13 protein-coding genes are annotated in these 16,954 nt (G+C 45.3%); 2 read left to right on the forward strand and 11 right to left on the reverse strand.

From position 1 onward, the window contains the following. Positions 1-36: 36 nt before the first annotated feature. The 3 genes from J4N39_RS10280 to J4N39_RS10290 all read right to left on the reverse strand — a co-directional run bounded on the left by J4N39_RS10280 (position 37) and on the right by J4N39_RS10290 (position 5,796). The gene (locus J4N39_RS10280; protein ID WP_252018857.1) at positions 37-1,995 is read right to left on the reverse strand and encodes a HAMP domain-containing methyl-accepting chemotaxis protein; all 1,959 of its coding nucleotides are present in this window, start codon (positions 1,993-1,995) and stop codon (positions 37-39) included. A gap of 229 nt (positions 1,996-2,224) precedes the next feature. Then, positions 2,225-2,950 carry a response regulator gene (locus J4N39_RS10285; protein WP_252018859.1) on the reverse strand — a complete coding sequence of 242 codons (726 nt, stop codon included), beginning with the start codon at positions 2,948-2,950 and terminating at the stop codon, positions 2,225-2,227. A 194-nt stretch (positions 2,951-3,144) separates the two neighbouring features. Beyond that, a complete protein-coding gene (locus J4N39_RS10290) occupies positions 3,145-5,796 on the reverse strand; it encodes an ATP-binding protein (protein WP_252018861.1) in 2,652 nt (883 codons plus the stop codon). Positions 5,797-5,919: 123 nt separating this feature from the next. Between J4N39_RS10290 and J4N39_RS10295 the strand changes: the two genes are divergently transcribed. Both J4N39_RS10295 and J4N39_RS10300 read left to right on the forward strand, forming a co-directional pair. Beyond that, entirely contained in the window at positions 5,920-6,378 is a 459-nt protein-coding gene (locus tag J4N39_RS10295; protein ID WP_503063204.1) for a hypothetical protein, read from the forward strand. Continuing rightward, positions 6,378-7,433 carry a porin gene (locus tag J4N39_RS10300; protein WP_252018865.1) on the forward strand — a complete coding sequence of 352 codons (1,056 nt, stop codon included), beginning with the start codon at positions 6,378-6,380 and terminating at the stop codon, positions 7,431-7,433. The genes J4N39_RS10295 and J4N39_RS10300 overlap by 1 nt, the downstream gene beginning before the upstream one ends. A gap of 82 nt (positions 7,434-7,515) precedes the next feature. Here J4N39_RS10300 and J4N39_RS10305 read toward each other — a convergent pair whose 3' ends face one another. From J4N39_RS10305 to J4N39_RS10340, 8 genes are all read right to left on the reverse strand, one after another. Beyond that, the gene (locus tag J4N39_RS10305) at positions 7,516-7,938 is read right to left on the reverse strand and encodes a hypothetical protein (RefSeq protein ID WP_252018868.1); all 423 of its coding nucleotides are present in this window, start codon (positions 7,936-7,938) and stop codon (positions 7,516-7,518) included. 154 nt (positions 7,939-8,092) lie between these two features. Further along, positions 8,093-8,659, reverse strand: a complete 567-nt coding sequence (locus J4N39_RS10310; RefSeq protein WP_252018870.1) for a pyridoxamine 5'-phosphate oxidase family protein — start codon at positions 8,657-8,659, stop codon at positions 8,093-8,095. A gap of 312 nt (positions 8,660-8,971) precedes the next feature. Further along, on the reverse strand, positions 8,972-9,769 hold the full coding sequence (locus tag J4N39_RS10315; RefSeq protein WP_252018872.1) for a hypothetical protein: 798 nt from the start codon (positions 9,767-9,769) through the stop codon (positions 8,972-8,974). A gap of 136 nt (positions 9,770-9,905) precedes the next feature. Then, on the reverse strand, positions 9,906-10,730 hold the full coding sequence (locus J4N39_RS10320; protein WP_252018875.1) for a restriction endonuclease: 825 nt from the start codon (positions 10,728-10,730) through the stop codon (positions 9,906-9,908). A gap of 131 nt (positions 10,731-10,861) precedes the next feature. Beyond that, positions 10,862-12,565, reverse strand: a complete 1,704-nt coding sequence (locus tag J4N39_RS10325; protein ID WP_252018877.1) for a class I SAM-dependent methyltransferase — start codon at positions 12,563-12,565, stop codon at positions 10,862-10,864. Positions 12,566-12,727: 162 nt separating this feature from the next. Further along, positions 12,728-13,408, reverse strand: coding sequence for a DUF6933 domain-containing protein (locus J4N39_RS10330; RefSeq protein WP_252018880.1), 681 nt, complete (start codon positions 13,406-13,408; stop codon positions 12,728-12,730). 268 nt (positions 13,409-13,676) lie between these two features. Then, entirely contained in the window at positions 13,677-15,731 is a 2,055-nt protein-coding gene (locus J4N39_RS10335; RefSeq protein ID WP_252018882.1) for a TonB-dependent receptor, read from the reverse strand. A gap of 393 nt (positions 15,732-16,124) precedes the next feature. Further along, a complete protein-coding gene (locus J4N39_RS10340; protein WP_252018884.1) occupies positions 16,125-16,952 on the reverse strand; it encodes an ABC transporter ATP-binding protein in 828 nt (275 codons plus the stop codon). Positions 16,953-16,954: the final 2 nt, after the last annotated feature.

Genomic DNA, 16,954 nt, shown 5'->3' on the forward strand with positions numbered 1-16,954 from the left:
CATCCGTGCTGTGGTTAATTTCTTTACTCGTTGTTTTTATACTTTAAATTGCCCTAGCAAACTCGATACTTCAGTACCTACCTGATTAAGCTGCTTCGCCGAATCTGTGGTTTCCACCGACTGAGCGAGTGTTTTATCGGAGATATCTGACATGGTATTGACGTTAATGCTGACCTCATCCGCAGCGGTGGCCTGCTGGCCTGCTGCACTGGAGATTTGACCAATCGAATCGTTGATTTGGCCGATGTAAGTATCAATCGAAGTTAGAGATTCTTCTGCCGATTGCACTTGCGCTGCGGTCTCTTCTGCGCTCGAGCGACTCTTAGTCATCGCTTGGCTGGCAGATTCTGCGCGCTGCTGCAAACTCACAATAATATTTTGGATCTCTTCTGTAGACTCTTGGGTTCTTGATGCCAGTGAGCGAACCTCATCAGCAACCACCGCAAAGCCGCGCCCCTGTTCACCAGCACGCGCTGCCTCGATGGCTGCGTTCAGCGCCAATAAATTGGTTTGCTCGGCAATACTACGAATAACATCCAACACCGAACCGATCTCTTCACTGTCGGAGCGAAGCTGTTCGACCGTGTCACTGGCATCGCTAATTTGCATCGACAAACTTTGCATTGAGCTCGCTGCATCCACCACCACTTTGCTACCCGCAGAGGCTGCATCTGCCGTTGATTGAGACAACTCTGCCGCTTGCAATGCACTGTTACTTACCTCTTGAGCACTGGCTGACATCTCTGTCATCGCTGATGCAGCAAGTTGCGCTTGCGATTGCTGCTCTCGCACCTCGATTTGAGTGCTGTTAGCTTTATCCGTCAGCTCTTGCGCTGAAGTAAGCATGCTTCCAGACGCATCATTTAACTGAGAAACTGTGTTTTGCAGTTTATCGGCGAAGGTGTTGTAGTTCTGCGCCAATTGCGCCAACTCATCACTGCCAGTGACTGGAATACGGATGGTTAAATCCCCTTCCCCTTGTGCAATGTCTGACAGCACATCATTGGTGCCTGCAAGCTTGCTCACAATCGCTTTGGTTACCAATACCGAGACCAATAAGCCAACGAGCACTGCCACCGCAGCAATCATGTATAACTGAGAAATAGACGCCTGAGTGTTTTCATCAGCAGTAGTAGCCGCTTGTCTCATCGACATACTGATCGATGCACGCAAATCATTTATCTTCGACGCAATCTGTGGGCCAATCGTATCTAGGGTTTGAATCGCCGAGTTTCGGTCATAGATCATTTGCGCCACACTGTTAGCGGCAAGCTCATACTGCGCCAAAAGCTCCGATGCTTCGGTCGTCAACTTGCGGCGCTCAGGATTCTCTAACGTACCCAGTAGTGTCGCCATCTCTTGTTCTGATGCTTTAAACTCCTTATTAAAACGCTCAACCTGATCAGGTTGGTTTTCGACCAAGAATTTTGAAACATACAAACGAGAAAGCAGTAGTGCACGTAGTGCCCGCCCAGCATGATAAGCGGCGACTACATCACCATCACGCTTGGCTGTATCCATCACTTGGGTGAGGCGTTTTTCAATCTCAGGGCCATTGACATTGAGTGTGCCATTGACCAACTCATTGCGACTTCTCATGTTGGAAATCACACCGCCAGTAAAGGTTGAAAGGTATTGCGACTTCATGCTGTCGATTTGCTTGAGCATGTCGACACGTTGTGGATTTTGGATCTCTTGGAACGCTTTGCTCACATCAGCGCTCCACTCTTGAGCTTGTTGATTGAACTTATTAACAAAGCTCTCATCACCCGTTTTGATGTAGTTTTTGACCGTTAAACGTAGGCCATACACTGCGTCGGTAAGATCAGCGGCAAGCTCCGTATCTGGCGCTAAATCAAAAGAAATTTTGTTCATGTCTTGCGACAAGCCGCTCAACAAATTCGAGCTCACCACCGCCATTGCGATCAAAATTACGATCAAAACCGCAGGTGAAATGAATAGCTTTTTAGCTACTGAAATATTGTCTAACCCCATTACAATCCCCACAATGATTAGTTATTAATATTCTTATCTATTAAAAATAGACAATAATTCGCAATCGCACTGAACTAATTACTTAAAAGGCAATTTATCATTGATTTATTGGGGAGATTTGAAGAATAGCCTTGGTTTTTCAATAACTTTGATATGTACCTCATCTTGCACATCACTGAGGTAGCGGTTCAATAATTACTACTAAATAGGTAACTATGAGCTGTGGGAATTAGTGCTCAAAACTGACAGGTAGGGTAAACATATAACCATTGCCGCGCATGGTTTTAATATAAGATGCGCCTTCTTTGCCTAGCCGATGGCGCAAACGACTGAGCTGCACATCGATACCACGCTCAAATGGCAATGCCTCACGGCCTCTTGTCGCCATCGATATCGTGTCTCGATCCAAAATTTCGTTTGGGCGCTGCACAAACAACATCAGCAAAGTAAAGTCACTGCCAGAAAGCTCAGACACTTCGGACGTTTGTAGATTCAGTAACTGATGTGACAGGGTATCGAGTCGAAAATCACCGAACAGAATCGCTTTAGGCAGCCCTTCTTTTTCGGTTTCACCATCAAGTACATTCACCCTTCTTAGAAGCGCCTTAACCCGCGCCACTAGATTTCGTGGGCTAAACGGCTTAGCAATGTAGTCATCTGCCCCGATCTCAAGCCCAATCACTTGGTCAGTCTCATCAGAAACGGCAGTTAGCATGATAATTGGTAGGTTGGATTTGCGGCGCAGTTTCTGGCACAAAGAAAAACCATCCTCTCCAGGTAGCATGACATCTAACAGCACCAAATCAGGATAGCCCTGCATTTGGATATGCTGTTCGAGTTCTTCACCATCATTGGCGGTCGAGACTTTAAATCCGGCTTTGCTTAGATACTCATCGAGCAGCTCGCAAATTTCCGCATCATCATCCACCACTAAGATATGCGTTCTCTCTGTCATTTTTGTACAACCTTACCAGAAACTCATCGCCGCAAGCTTAACATCTTACTAACATTGAAGAAGCTGATCGCTTATAAATCCTTGAGCTTGTTATCAGTTGTCTATCAGGAAGATGAGCATATGGAGGGGTAAGTCACAGTTATCTCGTATCTATGCCGTGCAGGACAAGAAACCATGGTGCTATGGTGTACAACTCATTTGTGCTGATGGCTTTGCAGCTTCTCTAGCAAAAACTCTTTCTTAAACGGTTTTGCGACGTAATCATCCATACCCGAGCTGTAACACTTCTCAATGTCTTGATCCAATACACTCGCCGTCAGTGCGATGATTGGAATGCGTCGATAGCCTTGCTCTTTTTCCCATGCTCGAATAGCCAAGGTCGCACTGAAACCATCCATCACTGGCATCATGCAGTCCATCAAGATGGCGATGTAGTTACCGCCCTGTTGCAGCATTTTCACCGCTTCTTCACCATTATTGGCCACCGCATATTCATAACCTGCTCGTTGCAACACCAAAGAGACCACTTGCTGGTTAACTTGGTTATCCTCAACGATAAGCACCTTGCCCGTTTTAGGTTTGACCTCATTGAGCACTTGTTGACCTTTGCCTTTTCGCTTGTGGGCAAAAGCGCTAGCAAGAGTGCGGCGTAATCGGCTACCAAATACTGGCGCCACGAGCAGGCTATCAATATCATCGCTGATCTTATCTAACACTTGCTTGTCTCGGGCACACGCAATCACCACACAAGCGCTAGATAAATGAGGCACCACCGCTTTGACTTGCGCTTTACTGTCTTGAGATTCCTCCAAGCACAGAAACACCACCGCAGGCGAAATTAGCTGGATTTGATGCGCATCCGGCTCAGTGACTTCCACCACTTCAAAGCCCAATTCACTCAGCTCAGACGCCAGCAGCTTGGTATACTCTTGGTCTTTCTCAATCACCAAGGCCTGTTTATTCACAAACGGCAATTTAGCACTTGGCCCTTCAAGATAAGGGACGGATATCGAGAAATAGAACTCACTGCCAACCCCAAGCTTGGAGTGCACGCAGATTTTCCCGCCCATGATTTCCACCAGCTGTTGAGAAATGGCCAGCCCCAGACCTGTACCGCCAAAATCACGGGTAATCGACCCATCAGCCTGGGTAAACGGATTGAAAATCGCTTGCTGCTTTTCAGGGCTGATACCAATGCCAGTATCTTTAACGCTAAAGATAAGCTCACCCATTTTTAGCGTACTTGGCCTGAAGCGAACGCTTATCTTAATCGAGCCATGTTCGGTGAACTTCACCGCATTTCCCACCAAGTTAAGCATCACTTGACGAATACGGTGCTCATCAATGGTGAACATTGGCACTACATCTGGGTAGAAAGAGACTTCCAACTGAATATCTTTCTCCTGCGCTTTGTGGCGAACAATAGACACAGTATCATACACCAACTCTTTAACATCACTGTTGGATGGCGACAGAACCAAAGCGCCAGACTCGATTTTGGACAAATCGAGAATGTCATTGATCAGCAGTAGCAGTGTTTGGGAGGAGGTTTCTATCGTTTGCAAATACTCAAGTTGGGATGGATTAAGCTCTGTTTCTGCCAAGACCGAAGACATGCCGATCACCCCATTTAGCGGTGTCCGGATCTCGTGAGACATATTAGCCAGAAACGCACTCTTCGCCACATTCGCTCGCTCAGCCTCTTCTTTTGCCAGTATCAACCTTGCTTGGTTATTGTCTCGCTCATCAAGCAGTCGGTTTAAGCTGTGACCAAACGACGTCAACTCATCTTTGCCTTCCAGTTGCAATCGAGTCGTGCGATTACGATGGTTTTCAATATTCTCAAGCGTACTAAGTACATTAGATAAGAACTTGGTAATGCGCCGAGATAAAGCCACCCCAAACAGACTCAACCCAAGTAAGAAGAGCACAACAGTGGCCGAGAGCAACCACATCTGCTGCTTGGCATACTGTACTTGCCGCCCGATGCCATTGACGATCTCTAGACTAACGTGATCCACTGTCGCTTGAATCAAAGCAAAACGGCGGTCATAACCACTTAACCCTTCAAAAATTTGCTTCTGGGTAGGTTTTCCAGTCAGTATCACGTCTCTTAACTGATAGCTGGTCATAAAGGCAGGATCAGAAAATGCTTCGAGCAGCATGGAGATTTGCTGGTCGTTGGCGTTGATATTAATGAAACGATCCACCACCAATTGCTGACGCTCACTGAGCCTCACCAACTGAGAAGCCAAACCATTGGGGTCTTTGGGGTCAATCAATAAATAATGAATATAAGTTTTTTCCTGTTGCGACCACAAAAGCAGCCATTGCAACTGATAAAGCACCTGTAAGTCTTGATGGATCTGCTCGCTAAATTCCCCAACCCAATCACTCTTTTCGGTAACCATTAAGATCTGTTCTAGCAAGTCTTTAAGCCACAGCGACCAATCCAACATATCCTGCTTATCTAGCTCATTGTGCTCAGAAAGAACACCATCAAGATCTTCTAAAGCAGTTAAGAACTCTGGCTGCTCATTCGGCAAAAGTGCCGAAGATGCCAACTTAGAAACGGTTTGGATTTGCTGTTTAACTTGCTCAAGCTGTTGCTCAAGGGATGAAGAATCAGAACTGGAAGTAGTCTTGGTTTGCAGGGTATGGGCTTGAGCATTTAATAGGGCAATGGCATTAACTAATTGAACTTTATGATCAACCTGACCCAGTACCTCGACGTGCTGATACTGTTTTTGGATATCTTGCCAAGCTAAAACTCCACCGAAAGCTATCGGTAAAATTACCAGCGCTAACAACCTCACTCTTATCGAGAGACGGTTGAATAAGCTCATGCCAACTCCTTGGAATATTAATTTTTTGTCATTATATGGATCTCTATACTATAAATAGTAGGCGGTTTTTATATTACTGGTAAAAATAATTTCGTGTCAGTTTGGTTAAATAAAAACAGAGTGTTGAGTAAACTCATCACCACCCTAACCTTTATAGCGATCTCTTTATGTGCCACACCTGTGTTAGCAGATGATTCACAAGAGGTTGAGTTTGCTGTGTTTTCTCTCAACGACGACATCCCACAGTTGAGTAAAAGTAAAGCTCGTATGATCTACAAAGGGCGAACAAAAAAACTTAACGGCAGCATTAAGATCGTATTGGTGGATCTTCCTGAAGCCTCAATCCATCGAGAAGAGTTTTATAAAATGTTATTGGGGAAATCTATTTCTCAAATGAACGGTTATTGGGCGAGTTTGTCATTTTCAGGCAAAGGCAGACCACCTGAAGAATTAGACAGCGACGACATTAAAGACATTATCCAGTGGTTAAACCAACACCCCAACGGAATAGCGTATGCTCCTGTGGACAAGGTCCCAGAAAACGCCAATATACTGATCACCATTCTGCAGGGGGAAAAATAATGAAACTATTTTTCACTCTCCTAGCCTCTTTGCTTTTGAGTCCAGTATCTTATGCGGTAATTCAGTTGGGAGAAGACCTAACACTCAGCGGCTTTGGTTCCACCTCAATCACTAGAACCGACCATAACGTGCCTTTGTTCGTCACAAGACGCATAGAAAACGAAACCTGTTTTGATTGCGACACCATCTTTGGCTTGCAGCTCGATTATCAGCCAAGTGACAACCTGAGATTTTCTACCCAAGTGGTGAAACGCCCGCTCGATGAGTGGTCCAGACCTGAACTGGAATGGCTATACGCCAGTTATGAATTTAACCAGTTTGAACTGCACGCTGGCCGCCAACGCTTGCCACTGTTCCTAGCTTCTGAATATTACTACGTTGGTCACGCCTATGTTTGGGCAAGACCACCGCAAGATGTGTATGAGGCGTTGCTCGGCTACACCTATTATGATGGTGTTTCCATTGACTGGAACGTCGAAATTACTGATGAACTGGTGGCAACGGTAACCCCATTTTATGGCATTGGCACCGAAACTGAGCTCGACTTCAACAAATACCAAATTGAGATAAAGTCGGACTATTCCATCGGCTTAGCTTTAGATTTTGCAGGATATAACTATCGCATTCATTCAGCAGTTATGCATACCGAGTTTGAGCGCACCTTCTCTTTGTTTAGAAGCACCCGCAAACAGACATTAACCCTCTACACTTTGGGTGCTGACTACCAGTGGGATAACTGGCGTATCATGGCGGAAGTAGAAAGCGACAACATGCAAACGGCTTGGGATACCACGCTGGCCTACACCATGGGCGACTGGACGCCTTACATCACCTACGGTGAAGCGCACCAACGTCGCCGAGGCCAAAACACCATCGCAGGCGTACGCTACTACATAGCCCCACAGATCTCGCTCAATGCAGAATATCAATACGTGACAGGGTCAGATGAAAGCTATCAAGCCTTCCATGAAGCCTATTTCTTGTATGCCCCGAAATTTGAAGGTGAACCAAAAGATGCCCACGTTTACACCTTCATGATCAATTTTACCTTCTAATAAAAAACGCCACGGTGAGGGAAACCGTGGCGTTTTACTGTTCTCTATTGTGCTTAATTGCAACACAGTGCTTGGCTTGCGATTAGCTCGCTTCCGCTAGCAACTGTTTTGGCGCATAGAAGTGCGCATTTTTCGCATACAAGCTCAGGCTTTGCTCAAATTCCAAGCCATGACGACGCTGAAAGCTCGCCAACTCAGTTGCCGACATACCGCACTCTAAACTATGTGTTGCTGCCAAAGCGATGCTAGCAATCACAGCCGCTACATACTCTTTGGCCAAACACTCTTGCTCAAGATCGCTAAGCGAAATCTGAGGTAGCTTGAGCTGAAGTTCTTGATAACTGGCATTCGGTGCCAGTGTATTCAGTGCTTGGGTCATCGCACTGCCACTGGTGACAGCAGCAGAAAAACTGGTGAAGCCGCCGTTTGGCGAACAAAAGTCTAGCGCATCCATGTTAGCAGCGAATTGCGCAGAAAACTCCGGATAGATTTGGGTCTTATCCATATAAACCTCTAATAATCATACTATTTACGGGGGACGTTCATCCTACCCTGTATTTTCACTAGAGATGATTTGTTATTCCCAGTTTTATGCGACGAGTCTCACTTATAAATTGCATAGTTACATGGTTTTCAACGATTAACGCTGAGACAGGTCGCTATTCGGCCTCCGCAATCCCAGAGCGCTTTAAGATCTCAGTCTCAAATCCATCCAAACTCGACTGGTTCTTCTTAGCCCAATATTTTTCAATCCCCTCTTCGCCCTGTTTGTCAGACCAACGAGCCAGCTCATCTCTATCGCTCTCATAACCAAAGAAAGGCACCGACATACCACAAGACCCTTGAACCATATCCACATCGACCACAAAGATCTGGCGAGTCGCCACACTGTGTGGAAACAGGGAAACATAATGCTCATAATCGCCATCCCCTCGATGAATCGCCCTCGCCTCCCCATAAGCACGCAAAATCAACGGCGCACCTTCAAAAGCACAAAACATAATGGTCATACGAGGGTCTTTAAGCACATGCGCCGCCGACTCATTACCACTCCCCGTCAGGTTCTGCCAAGCAATGGTATTTTCATCAATAACCCGCAGTGAGTCTCCACCTTTAGGTGAAATATTCACTCGGCCCGTATCGGCCGCCGTGCCAACGAAAAAGAGTTTTTGGGCTTTGATGAAGTCTATGTGTTGATGGGTGAGTGATTTGAATTGTTTTCCCATGCTGACGTCCTTGTTTGTTGTTTGTATAGGTAAGGTAGCGTTTGGGCGTGGGGAAATGAAGTATTAGGCATGAGAATTTAGGATTGTTGGATAATTCAGCTACTCCCAGCTCAATGCTAGGGGTTTGTTGAAGCCTCTTACCGCCCTAACATACTTTTGGGCAGAGATGCGTTAGCGTAATAGCACCAACGCAGCTGCTATAGATTATAAAAATACCTTGAATCCTTTAACGTTTGTTAAGCGCACTTAATCTGCATTTTGATGCGAAAAGAGCGCTTTCTCACCTTTGAGGTAATAGTTAGTAACTAGCATTCATGGTCTACTAGGTAGATGTGCCTTTGGACCTTTCCACTCAAAGGCATTGAGTAATCGGTCAAATATCGAGTGTAAGTGATTCATTGAATTGGGCGATACGTCCACTTCACCATAGTGGCCATCCGCCATGGTAGAGCCATACCTAGTACCATTGAGACAGTTCAATAACAGAATGCCACCATCAGCCTTAGCTAATTGATTGTCTATAGGTTTTAAGTCTAATTGTTGAGGCGGCTTACCTCTATATCCAGCACCAAGACCTCTAGCTCTGTCCTCCATGTGTTGCGCTGTATTGCGTACTCCACGTAGGTCAGGGAAATTATCACCTATTTCATTGTGAAGCTCAGCGACAACCTCTGGTGTGCCTTCTTTGTTCTTGAGCACTTTCATGAATTTATCGAATGAATCAAGGGCATATAGAAATGCTCTGGCATAGATGAACGACTGATTGTGTGTAAACTCTCTTGGTAGTTCACCTGCTTGCCACTTTTCACGTTTAAACTGGATTTCAGTCTTGATGTAGATTTCATCATGGACTTCACGGGCGTATGGGTCAGGGTAGCCCTTTTCGATTTCAGTTTGAATTACACGTCTACGGTCAGAGTCACGTTGCCACTGGTCACGGCTAGGTGGTGCACGGTGGTAACTAATCGATTCTAAGAACATATTGAGCGTTAAGTTAGCCTCATAGAATTGACCTTCTATGTGCCTAAGAAGCGATTCAACTTCAAATGCCCAATCTTGATCTTCGTGAACTATCCAAGTACCCGGTTTGGTTACTTCGTATATCAACATCAATGCCTCCTTTGAACTGCCACTCAGCATATAGACACTTCGTTTCATAATAGGGAAATTAGATAAATTAAGTCAAAGAGGAATTTATATATATGTTGCGAGTATCAGCTCTAGCACAGAAAGGGGCAAAATTAAGTTATTGCTTACCCAGCTCTCTCGTATACCGACACTTAGGAAACGACGAACACCCATAAAACATTTCCCCTTGCCGACGCCCTCGTTTCGCCTTCCTCGTGACTAAGTTCGAATTACATCTAGGACAAATCAAATCTGGCACCTCTTGAGCTTCAGTAGATTTGGGCTTTTCACTCATAAAATGACGACCATCCGCAACCATGTGAGCAAGCTCCGACCCATTCACCAGCCACAGTCGCTTATCCGCAGCATACTTCACAGCCTCAGACGTAAAATCACCTGAAGTGACAATAATCATCTTTGCCGCATGGTGCTCGATCATCACCCCATACATTTCTCGCAGCACTTGAATCCCGACTTTTCGTGCTCGCCAGTGTTTGCATTGCACAAGGGTTAGCTCCCCATCTTTTTTCATCCATATATCGACGCCGCCGTCGGGTTTATGCGAGAAAAATTGCTTTACTTCATAGCCTTGCTGCTTGAAGTATTCACCGACGTAGCTTTCAAACTCTAACCAGTTGAGTGAGTCTAGCGGTTCTGAACTCATCTGAACTTGCATGGCTTGGGTGGTTATTTGATAGCTTCGCTTTCTTGAATACTGTTTGCAAAAAGCGATAGGTGCAGGAATGAGAAACAGAATAGCGAACCAAGTACCCATTGTTGGTAAATGTACTGAAACCGCTTGATAGAAGAAGTTGTCACTTTCAGCGGCTAATGCTGGAAGGATGTACGTAAGACCGACATAACATGTCAGAGAAAAGAGGATACTTACCCACCAAGGTGCATCCATTAAATGCCAAATTATGCCGTCATTTTTCCTTGCCATGACTTAAATACTCCTGCTGTTGCATATAAGTATTAAACCACAGTGTTAATCACTATTTTTAGAGACACTCTTCAAAACTGGCTATTGCCTTTTCGCTTGTAAGCTATTGACTCAATTATCAAAAATAGTGTTTACCACTCAGCAACCAGCAAACGGCTTTTCACCCCACGGATTTGTAAACCCATTGCCTCAAAGACCTCTTCAAAGTCCTCACACTCAGGAGGAACATTAGGCAATGATAGTGACGCCTCGACAAAAAATCGTTGCTTATGGCTGGGATCTTGTCCCCAAGCCATATCCCACCAATCGGTGATGCGCTGTTGCGCTGCAAGTAATCTTTGTTGGCTTGGCAATCGATCCTTTTTATTTAGATTCTCTTTGCTTGTCGTGGGTAGCAGGTTCCACTTATCGTTGTTTGGCCAATAGGCAAATGGCAAACAGTGGTCAACATGAATACCTGTTTTTAATTTGGTGTTGCTCCAAGCACTAGTGATGGTCTGGTCTTGGTTGTGTAGCTCGGAAATACGCTTTCTGACTGAGCTGGTATCGTGGTCATGTTCGAGCCACAACATGCTGTCATGGTAAGTTTGTAGTGAGACGTTGTTTTGCTTGTTCAACTCAAAGCGTTGCATTTGCATTACCCACTGATTCACTACCAGCGGCTCTATCCACGAGTTATAGATGCGAAAACACTCCCAAAGGCTCTCTTTCAAAATGAACGACCCGAAGCTTTCAAAGAAGTGACTATCTAAGCAAATCGATTCTTCGACCTTCCGACGTTTTTTGGGGCTAACCGTTGAAAACTCATGATTTGGCGCACTGGAACTGCCCGTGTAGATGAATTTGATTGGGCCGTCTTTCATCGCTTTGATTGAGGCTTGGAGGGTCTTTTGTAGCGCTGTTGCTTCTTCCTTCAAAAACACTGCACCTACTGCGAGATCATCTGGTGATAAGTGGGTGATCTTCTGCCAACCATCTTCTGTCACAAAAGCCAAGCCTTTATTGGTATTGCTGTTTTGCTGCAACTTACCGAAATCAATCAGTCGCTTATAGGCTTTTACCCAATATAAGGCCACTAGCCCCAAAGGGATCTCTACTTGACCATCACTACGGTTCATCACACAACCTGGGTGCGCATCTGCGACACGAAGCAGTACTCTGAGTAACGCTAGTTTGTATGTTGAGCTTTTACTGTCGTTTACAATGATATGGCGAACTTTATTAAGATCACCTGTTCCGTCATCAGGCAAACTGAGTACGACTGTCTGCCACCAAACCTCTGAGCGTTTTAAAGAGTCATCACTACTGGTGACATCTTTTACTAACAAAGCACTGTCTTTGGCGAAGTTTTCAATTTCCCCCACCGAGACTGGGTAGCTAATTCTGCCATCACTGAAATCACCATGACGTAACGTGATCACTAAGCGACCATTGGCTTTTAATAAGTTGGACAGTTTTCGAAATGCTCTGGCTCGATGAGAAGGTGCTAGATGCATCCACACGGCACTGACAAGAATTAGATCAAAGCGAAGCCCTAGATCTTCTACCTTTTTAAGTGACGGCAACTGGTCAGCAAGCCAAGTAACACTGTCACCTGTGTGCTGCTTACCAAGATCCAACATCGCTTGAGCTGGCTCTAATGCAATCACATCGGCTCCACGCCCAGCCATCCAACTGGCATCTCGACCAATGCCCGCTCCCACATCAAGCACTGAATCACCCTGTTGCGGCCAAAAGGTTTTCCAAGATGCGTGAACATCTTCAGCGGCAACTGAATTGTACTCATTAGCGAGTGAGTGAGCATTTTGCTCATAGAATGCGGTGGTGTTGGACATAGATAATGCGAGTTGGGAAATTGCTGATCAGTATACTAATAATGAGGATAAGTGGGCAAAAAGTATTAGGAAAGAATGAACTAGTTTACCGTTGACTAGCATTCAAGGCCTAATTGCAGCCAAGTGAGCACCCAATATTAGCCTTTGGGTACACCTAAACAATTAGCTACTTGAACGACTAACCACATGCCCACGCAATCGCATAAACTTCTCCCGCACCGACTGAACTTGGCTCTCTTCCAACCCACGATAAGACTGCATCCATATGATGAACATTTCCTCATCAGGGTGAAAATAGCCTTTATGATTTTTGGTCGAGCGAATCATGCTGTTGGCCCACTCATCAAAAGTGGCGGTCTGTTCGGGGCCATCTGGTAGGCAGCCAATCTCATGCACTCGGTCTTCAAACTGCCATGCTAGTTCGTTTATGTGGCTCTGTACGCTTCGGTCGCCACGTTGGCAAAAATGGGGAGGATGATGTATCGAGATGAAATTGGCCAACATGTTTCCAATGCCTTGCTCATCGCATAGGTCGAACGCTTCGCCGAAGAATTGCATGTTGTAAAACAGTCGCTCAGTAAATTGCTGGGTAAACTCCACCCAACTGCCCTTTTTAAGCCCGACAAACACCATGGCATAACGAGTTTGGACGTGAACTGCGATAAGAACAGATTTTCTCTGGATTTTGATGGCATGCACTAACCAAGAACTGACCAACTGGTTGTCTTGCTCAGTATCGTCAATTACTGATGTGGGTGCTTGCTCAATTGGGGATTGTTTTTTGCCACCACGAGTGACTGTGAAAAAATCTGCGGCCGCTTTGGTGCAATTAAAGACTAACATTGGCTATTCCCTTGTACAGCTACTGAAATATGCCTTATAGAAGCTTTTTCATAGCATTCAGCAATCCTAGACACAGGTAAGGTAGGTTGAAAAGTTGCCGCTCAGTATACTAATTATGTGAATTGGAGGGAAAAGTATTAAGAGAATTTGAGCTAAACCTAAGATATATATGCACTAAATGTGAGGGGGGCCTTAGGCTAATTAGATGTAGTGATGCACACCCTAACCAAATTAGGCCAGCACCATCGGGGCTGGCCTAAGTTTAGGCTTAGAAATCTAGCTGAGCAGATATACCTACTGTACGAGCTTTTTGTCGTAGTGGTGAGTCGGTATAGACTGCCCCTCGAGCTTCGTAGAGAACTACGCTGTTTGAGTCAAACAAGTTGTTTGCAAACAGCTTTACGTGGCCGTAGTCAAATACATACGCAATCGATGCATTTGCAGTGGTGTAAGCTGAGATCTTACCTTCTTCAACATTATCTGTAGTCGAGTAATGATCACCCACGTACTGAACGTTACCATTGAATTCAAAATTACCTAGCCAGTAGTTCAATCCTGCGGCACCAGTAAATCCTGGGGCACGCGCAAACTCTTTGCCATCATAGATGCTCTGGGTCGTGTCACTTATTTTAGTTTTCAGTAAGCCGACATTAGCAAACACACTGAGATCTTCTGTTGTATACCAGTCCATCGTGGCTTCTGCACCATACGATTTTGCACCATCTAAGTTAGAAATAGTAGAGCCTGTAAGCTGCTGTAGGTCTTTAAAGTCGTTATAGAATACATTGGTTGTAAGTTGAAGGCTTTGGTCCATCAGTCGGTGACGAGTAAAGAACTCATAGTTCCATACTGACTCTTCACCAAACGTGTACACCTCTGGTGGTGTGGTGGTAAAGCTAACCCCCGCGCCACCAGAGCTAAACCCTTTCGCTGCACTCACACCAAAGGTATTGTTTTTGTCTGCGTTCCACGCCAAAGCCAGTTTAGGTAAGAAATTGTTGTAGGTCTTATCCAGCTCTAATGCAAACGGGCCTGTCCCACCCTCTCTAAAGCGCTTCTCACTCTCATAGCGGCCAACAGCAGTCAGTACCAAATTAGGGCTAAGGTTATAAATAGTTTGTAAGTAAACAGACCGTGTCTTGGTGTAGTCTTCATAGCTGCCCATGCCGTCAATAAAGTCATCTTGGTCGTTGCTGAAATATCTCGCACCAACGAGAAGATCTAACACCTCTGAATCGGAAATATACCGTAGAGAAGGCTCAATATGATATTCCTTACCCTTAATTTCAGCTGAGAATCTGTCACCTGTAGGAACGATACGCTCGATTTCAAAGTTGGCATAGTTAGTATTAAGCGCCAACTCAATATTTGATGTTGCTCCATAGGTTAGGTCCCACACGTAGCTATTCGTTTTTCCTTCAGATACTGGACGCTTAGAAGGAAACGGGGCATTGGGTGAGTCATCTGGGACATACTCACCTTGCGGGGCACGGTGGTCATTGCGCGATACCGTAAGAGTTGAAGATAGCTCAGGGATCTGACTCGGCTCAACCAGTAGCTTGGCTCGGATAACGTTTGATTCTATTTCTTTAGAATTTCCCGCAGGCTCATAGCTTGCAAGCGCAACAGCACTTTCTTGATATTGCCTGTCTGCACTGATACGAAAAGCAACCTGATCATCGACCAAAACATCATTATATACGAATGCCGTTTGCTGGAGGCTATGATTTCCCAAACCACCTTTGACCGAAAACTGACGTTCAAAAATAGGGTCATTCGTTTTCAATACTAGGGTGCCAGCAATGGAGTTTCGTCCCTGAATATAGCTTTGAGGACCAAGATACACTTCGGCCTGCTGCATATCCCACATAGAGTTCTGCCCGTAGGCGAGTTCGTTGTAGGTAAGGGCTCGTCCATCTAAAGACACATTTAGCCTTGGTTTAGCACCAGAGATAAATGCGGCAGCTCCTACCCCTGGGCCAGAACCATCCACCCCTCGCACAGTTGCTATCTGATTGCCATAGCCTGTATCAACAATGTTTGGGCTCATTCTCAATAGATCTTGAGTCGAGTTAATACCCTTTTCCTGCATCGAGTCTTGGTCATAAACCACAACACTTGCACTGGTCTCTTGGAGTGAGCGCTCTGTTTTATCCCCATAAACCACTAAAGTGGGGACCGTACCATCTTTAGTTTCTTCCGCAGCTATCGCTAGGCCAGATTGCATGCCAAAACATACAAAGGCGATAGATGCGGCAAGTGTACTTACCTGGTATCGCTTCGGGTGGCTTTTCGCGTGGCGATCCATGCGCAATGATTCCATTGGGTCAATCTCCTAGATTTTGTTCAGTCGCCGTATTGCCAGCCATCGGGCCCGCTTTCCCTTAGTTCGATTTTATGGGGGTACGGCTTAGCACTGCTTTGTTAATTTTCCGACACGTCTATAACGTGACCTGAGTAAAAAGGTCATGTGCTATGTGGACTTTCCTCGAGAATAAAGGCTCCGTTGCCAAGTACATACCGTTAGTTTTTACAGTCAACTTATCGAATTACATACTGTGATTTTGATTATCATTCTCATTGACTAGGCGTATGTTACTAAGGGTTTTAAGCACTTACTTCTGAATTTGTGCCTTTCGTTCAGATAAGCAAAATCGAGTATTAGGCGGGGCTAAAGTGAAAAATAAGGCCTAGACCATAAAAGATAAAATACTACTCATACGACATCTGGTATCAATGGTGGTTTAGGTACGATCATCGGTGTGTTTGTCACTGGATCTTGAACAACTAGGCTTTCTAGACCAAAAACTTGTCTAACTAGCGACGCAGTCACCAATTGATCTGGGGCTCCTTGAGCAACTACCTGACCGTCACTTAAAACAATCAAATGATCTGCGTAGCGACAGGCTTGATTCAAGTCATGCAATACAGCAATGACTGTATTCCCACGTTGTTGCTTGAGCTTTTTGAACAGCTCAAGCAACTCCAATTGATGAGATATGTCTAGGTAGGTGGTTGGCTCATCAAGCAGTAAGACGGGCGTTTGCTGGGCGAGCAGCATAGCGATCCAGACTCGCTGTCTTTGGCCGCCTGACAACGCATCAACAGTCACATCAGCAAATTCTTCGACTCGGGTAATCTGCATTGCTTGCTTGACGGCTTGCTCATCTTCTGGGCTCCATTGGCTAAATATTCCTTGATGAGGATGACGGCCACGTGCAACTAACTCAGACACAGTAACTCGCTCTGGCATGGGAGAGCTTTGAGGCAAAAATCCTAATAGTTTCGCAATGTCTTTACTTGGCATTCGCTGTATTTGCTCGCCACATAGAATTACATGCCCTTGTTTGGGCTTCAGGAGTCGACACAGGCTTTTTAACAGGGTCGACTTTCCACATCCATTTGGGCCAATGATAACTGTCAACTTTTCGCTTGGAATGGTGACATCTAGCGACTCGCATACGATCGTAGAGCCATAGCCAAGCGTAAGTCTTTTTGCACTCAGCGATGGTTTTTTGGCGGTTATAGTGTCAGAAATTTTCATAA

Origin of the sequence: Vibrio sp. SCSIO 43136 (assembly GCF_023716565.1) — a bacterium.
Taxonomy (GTDB): Bacteria; Pseudomonadota; Gammaproteobacteria; order Enterobacterales; family Vibrionaceae; genus Vibrio.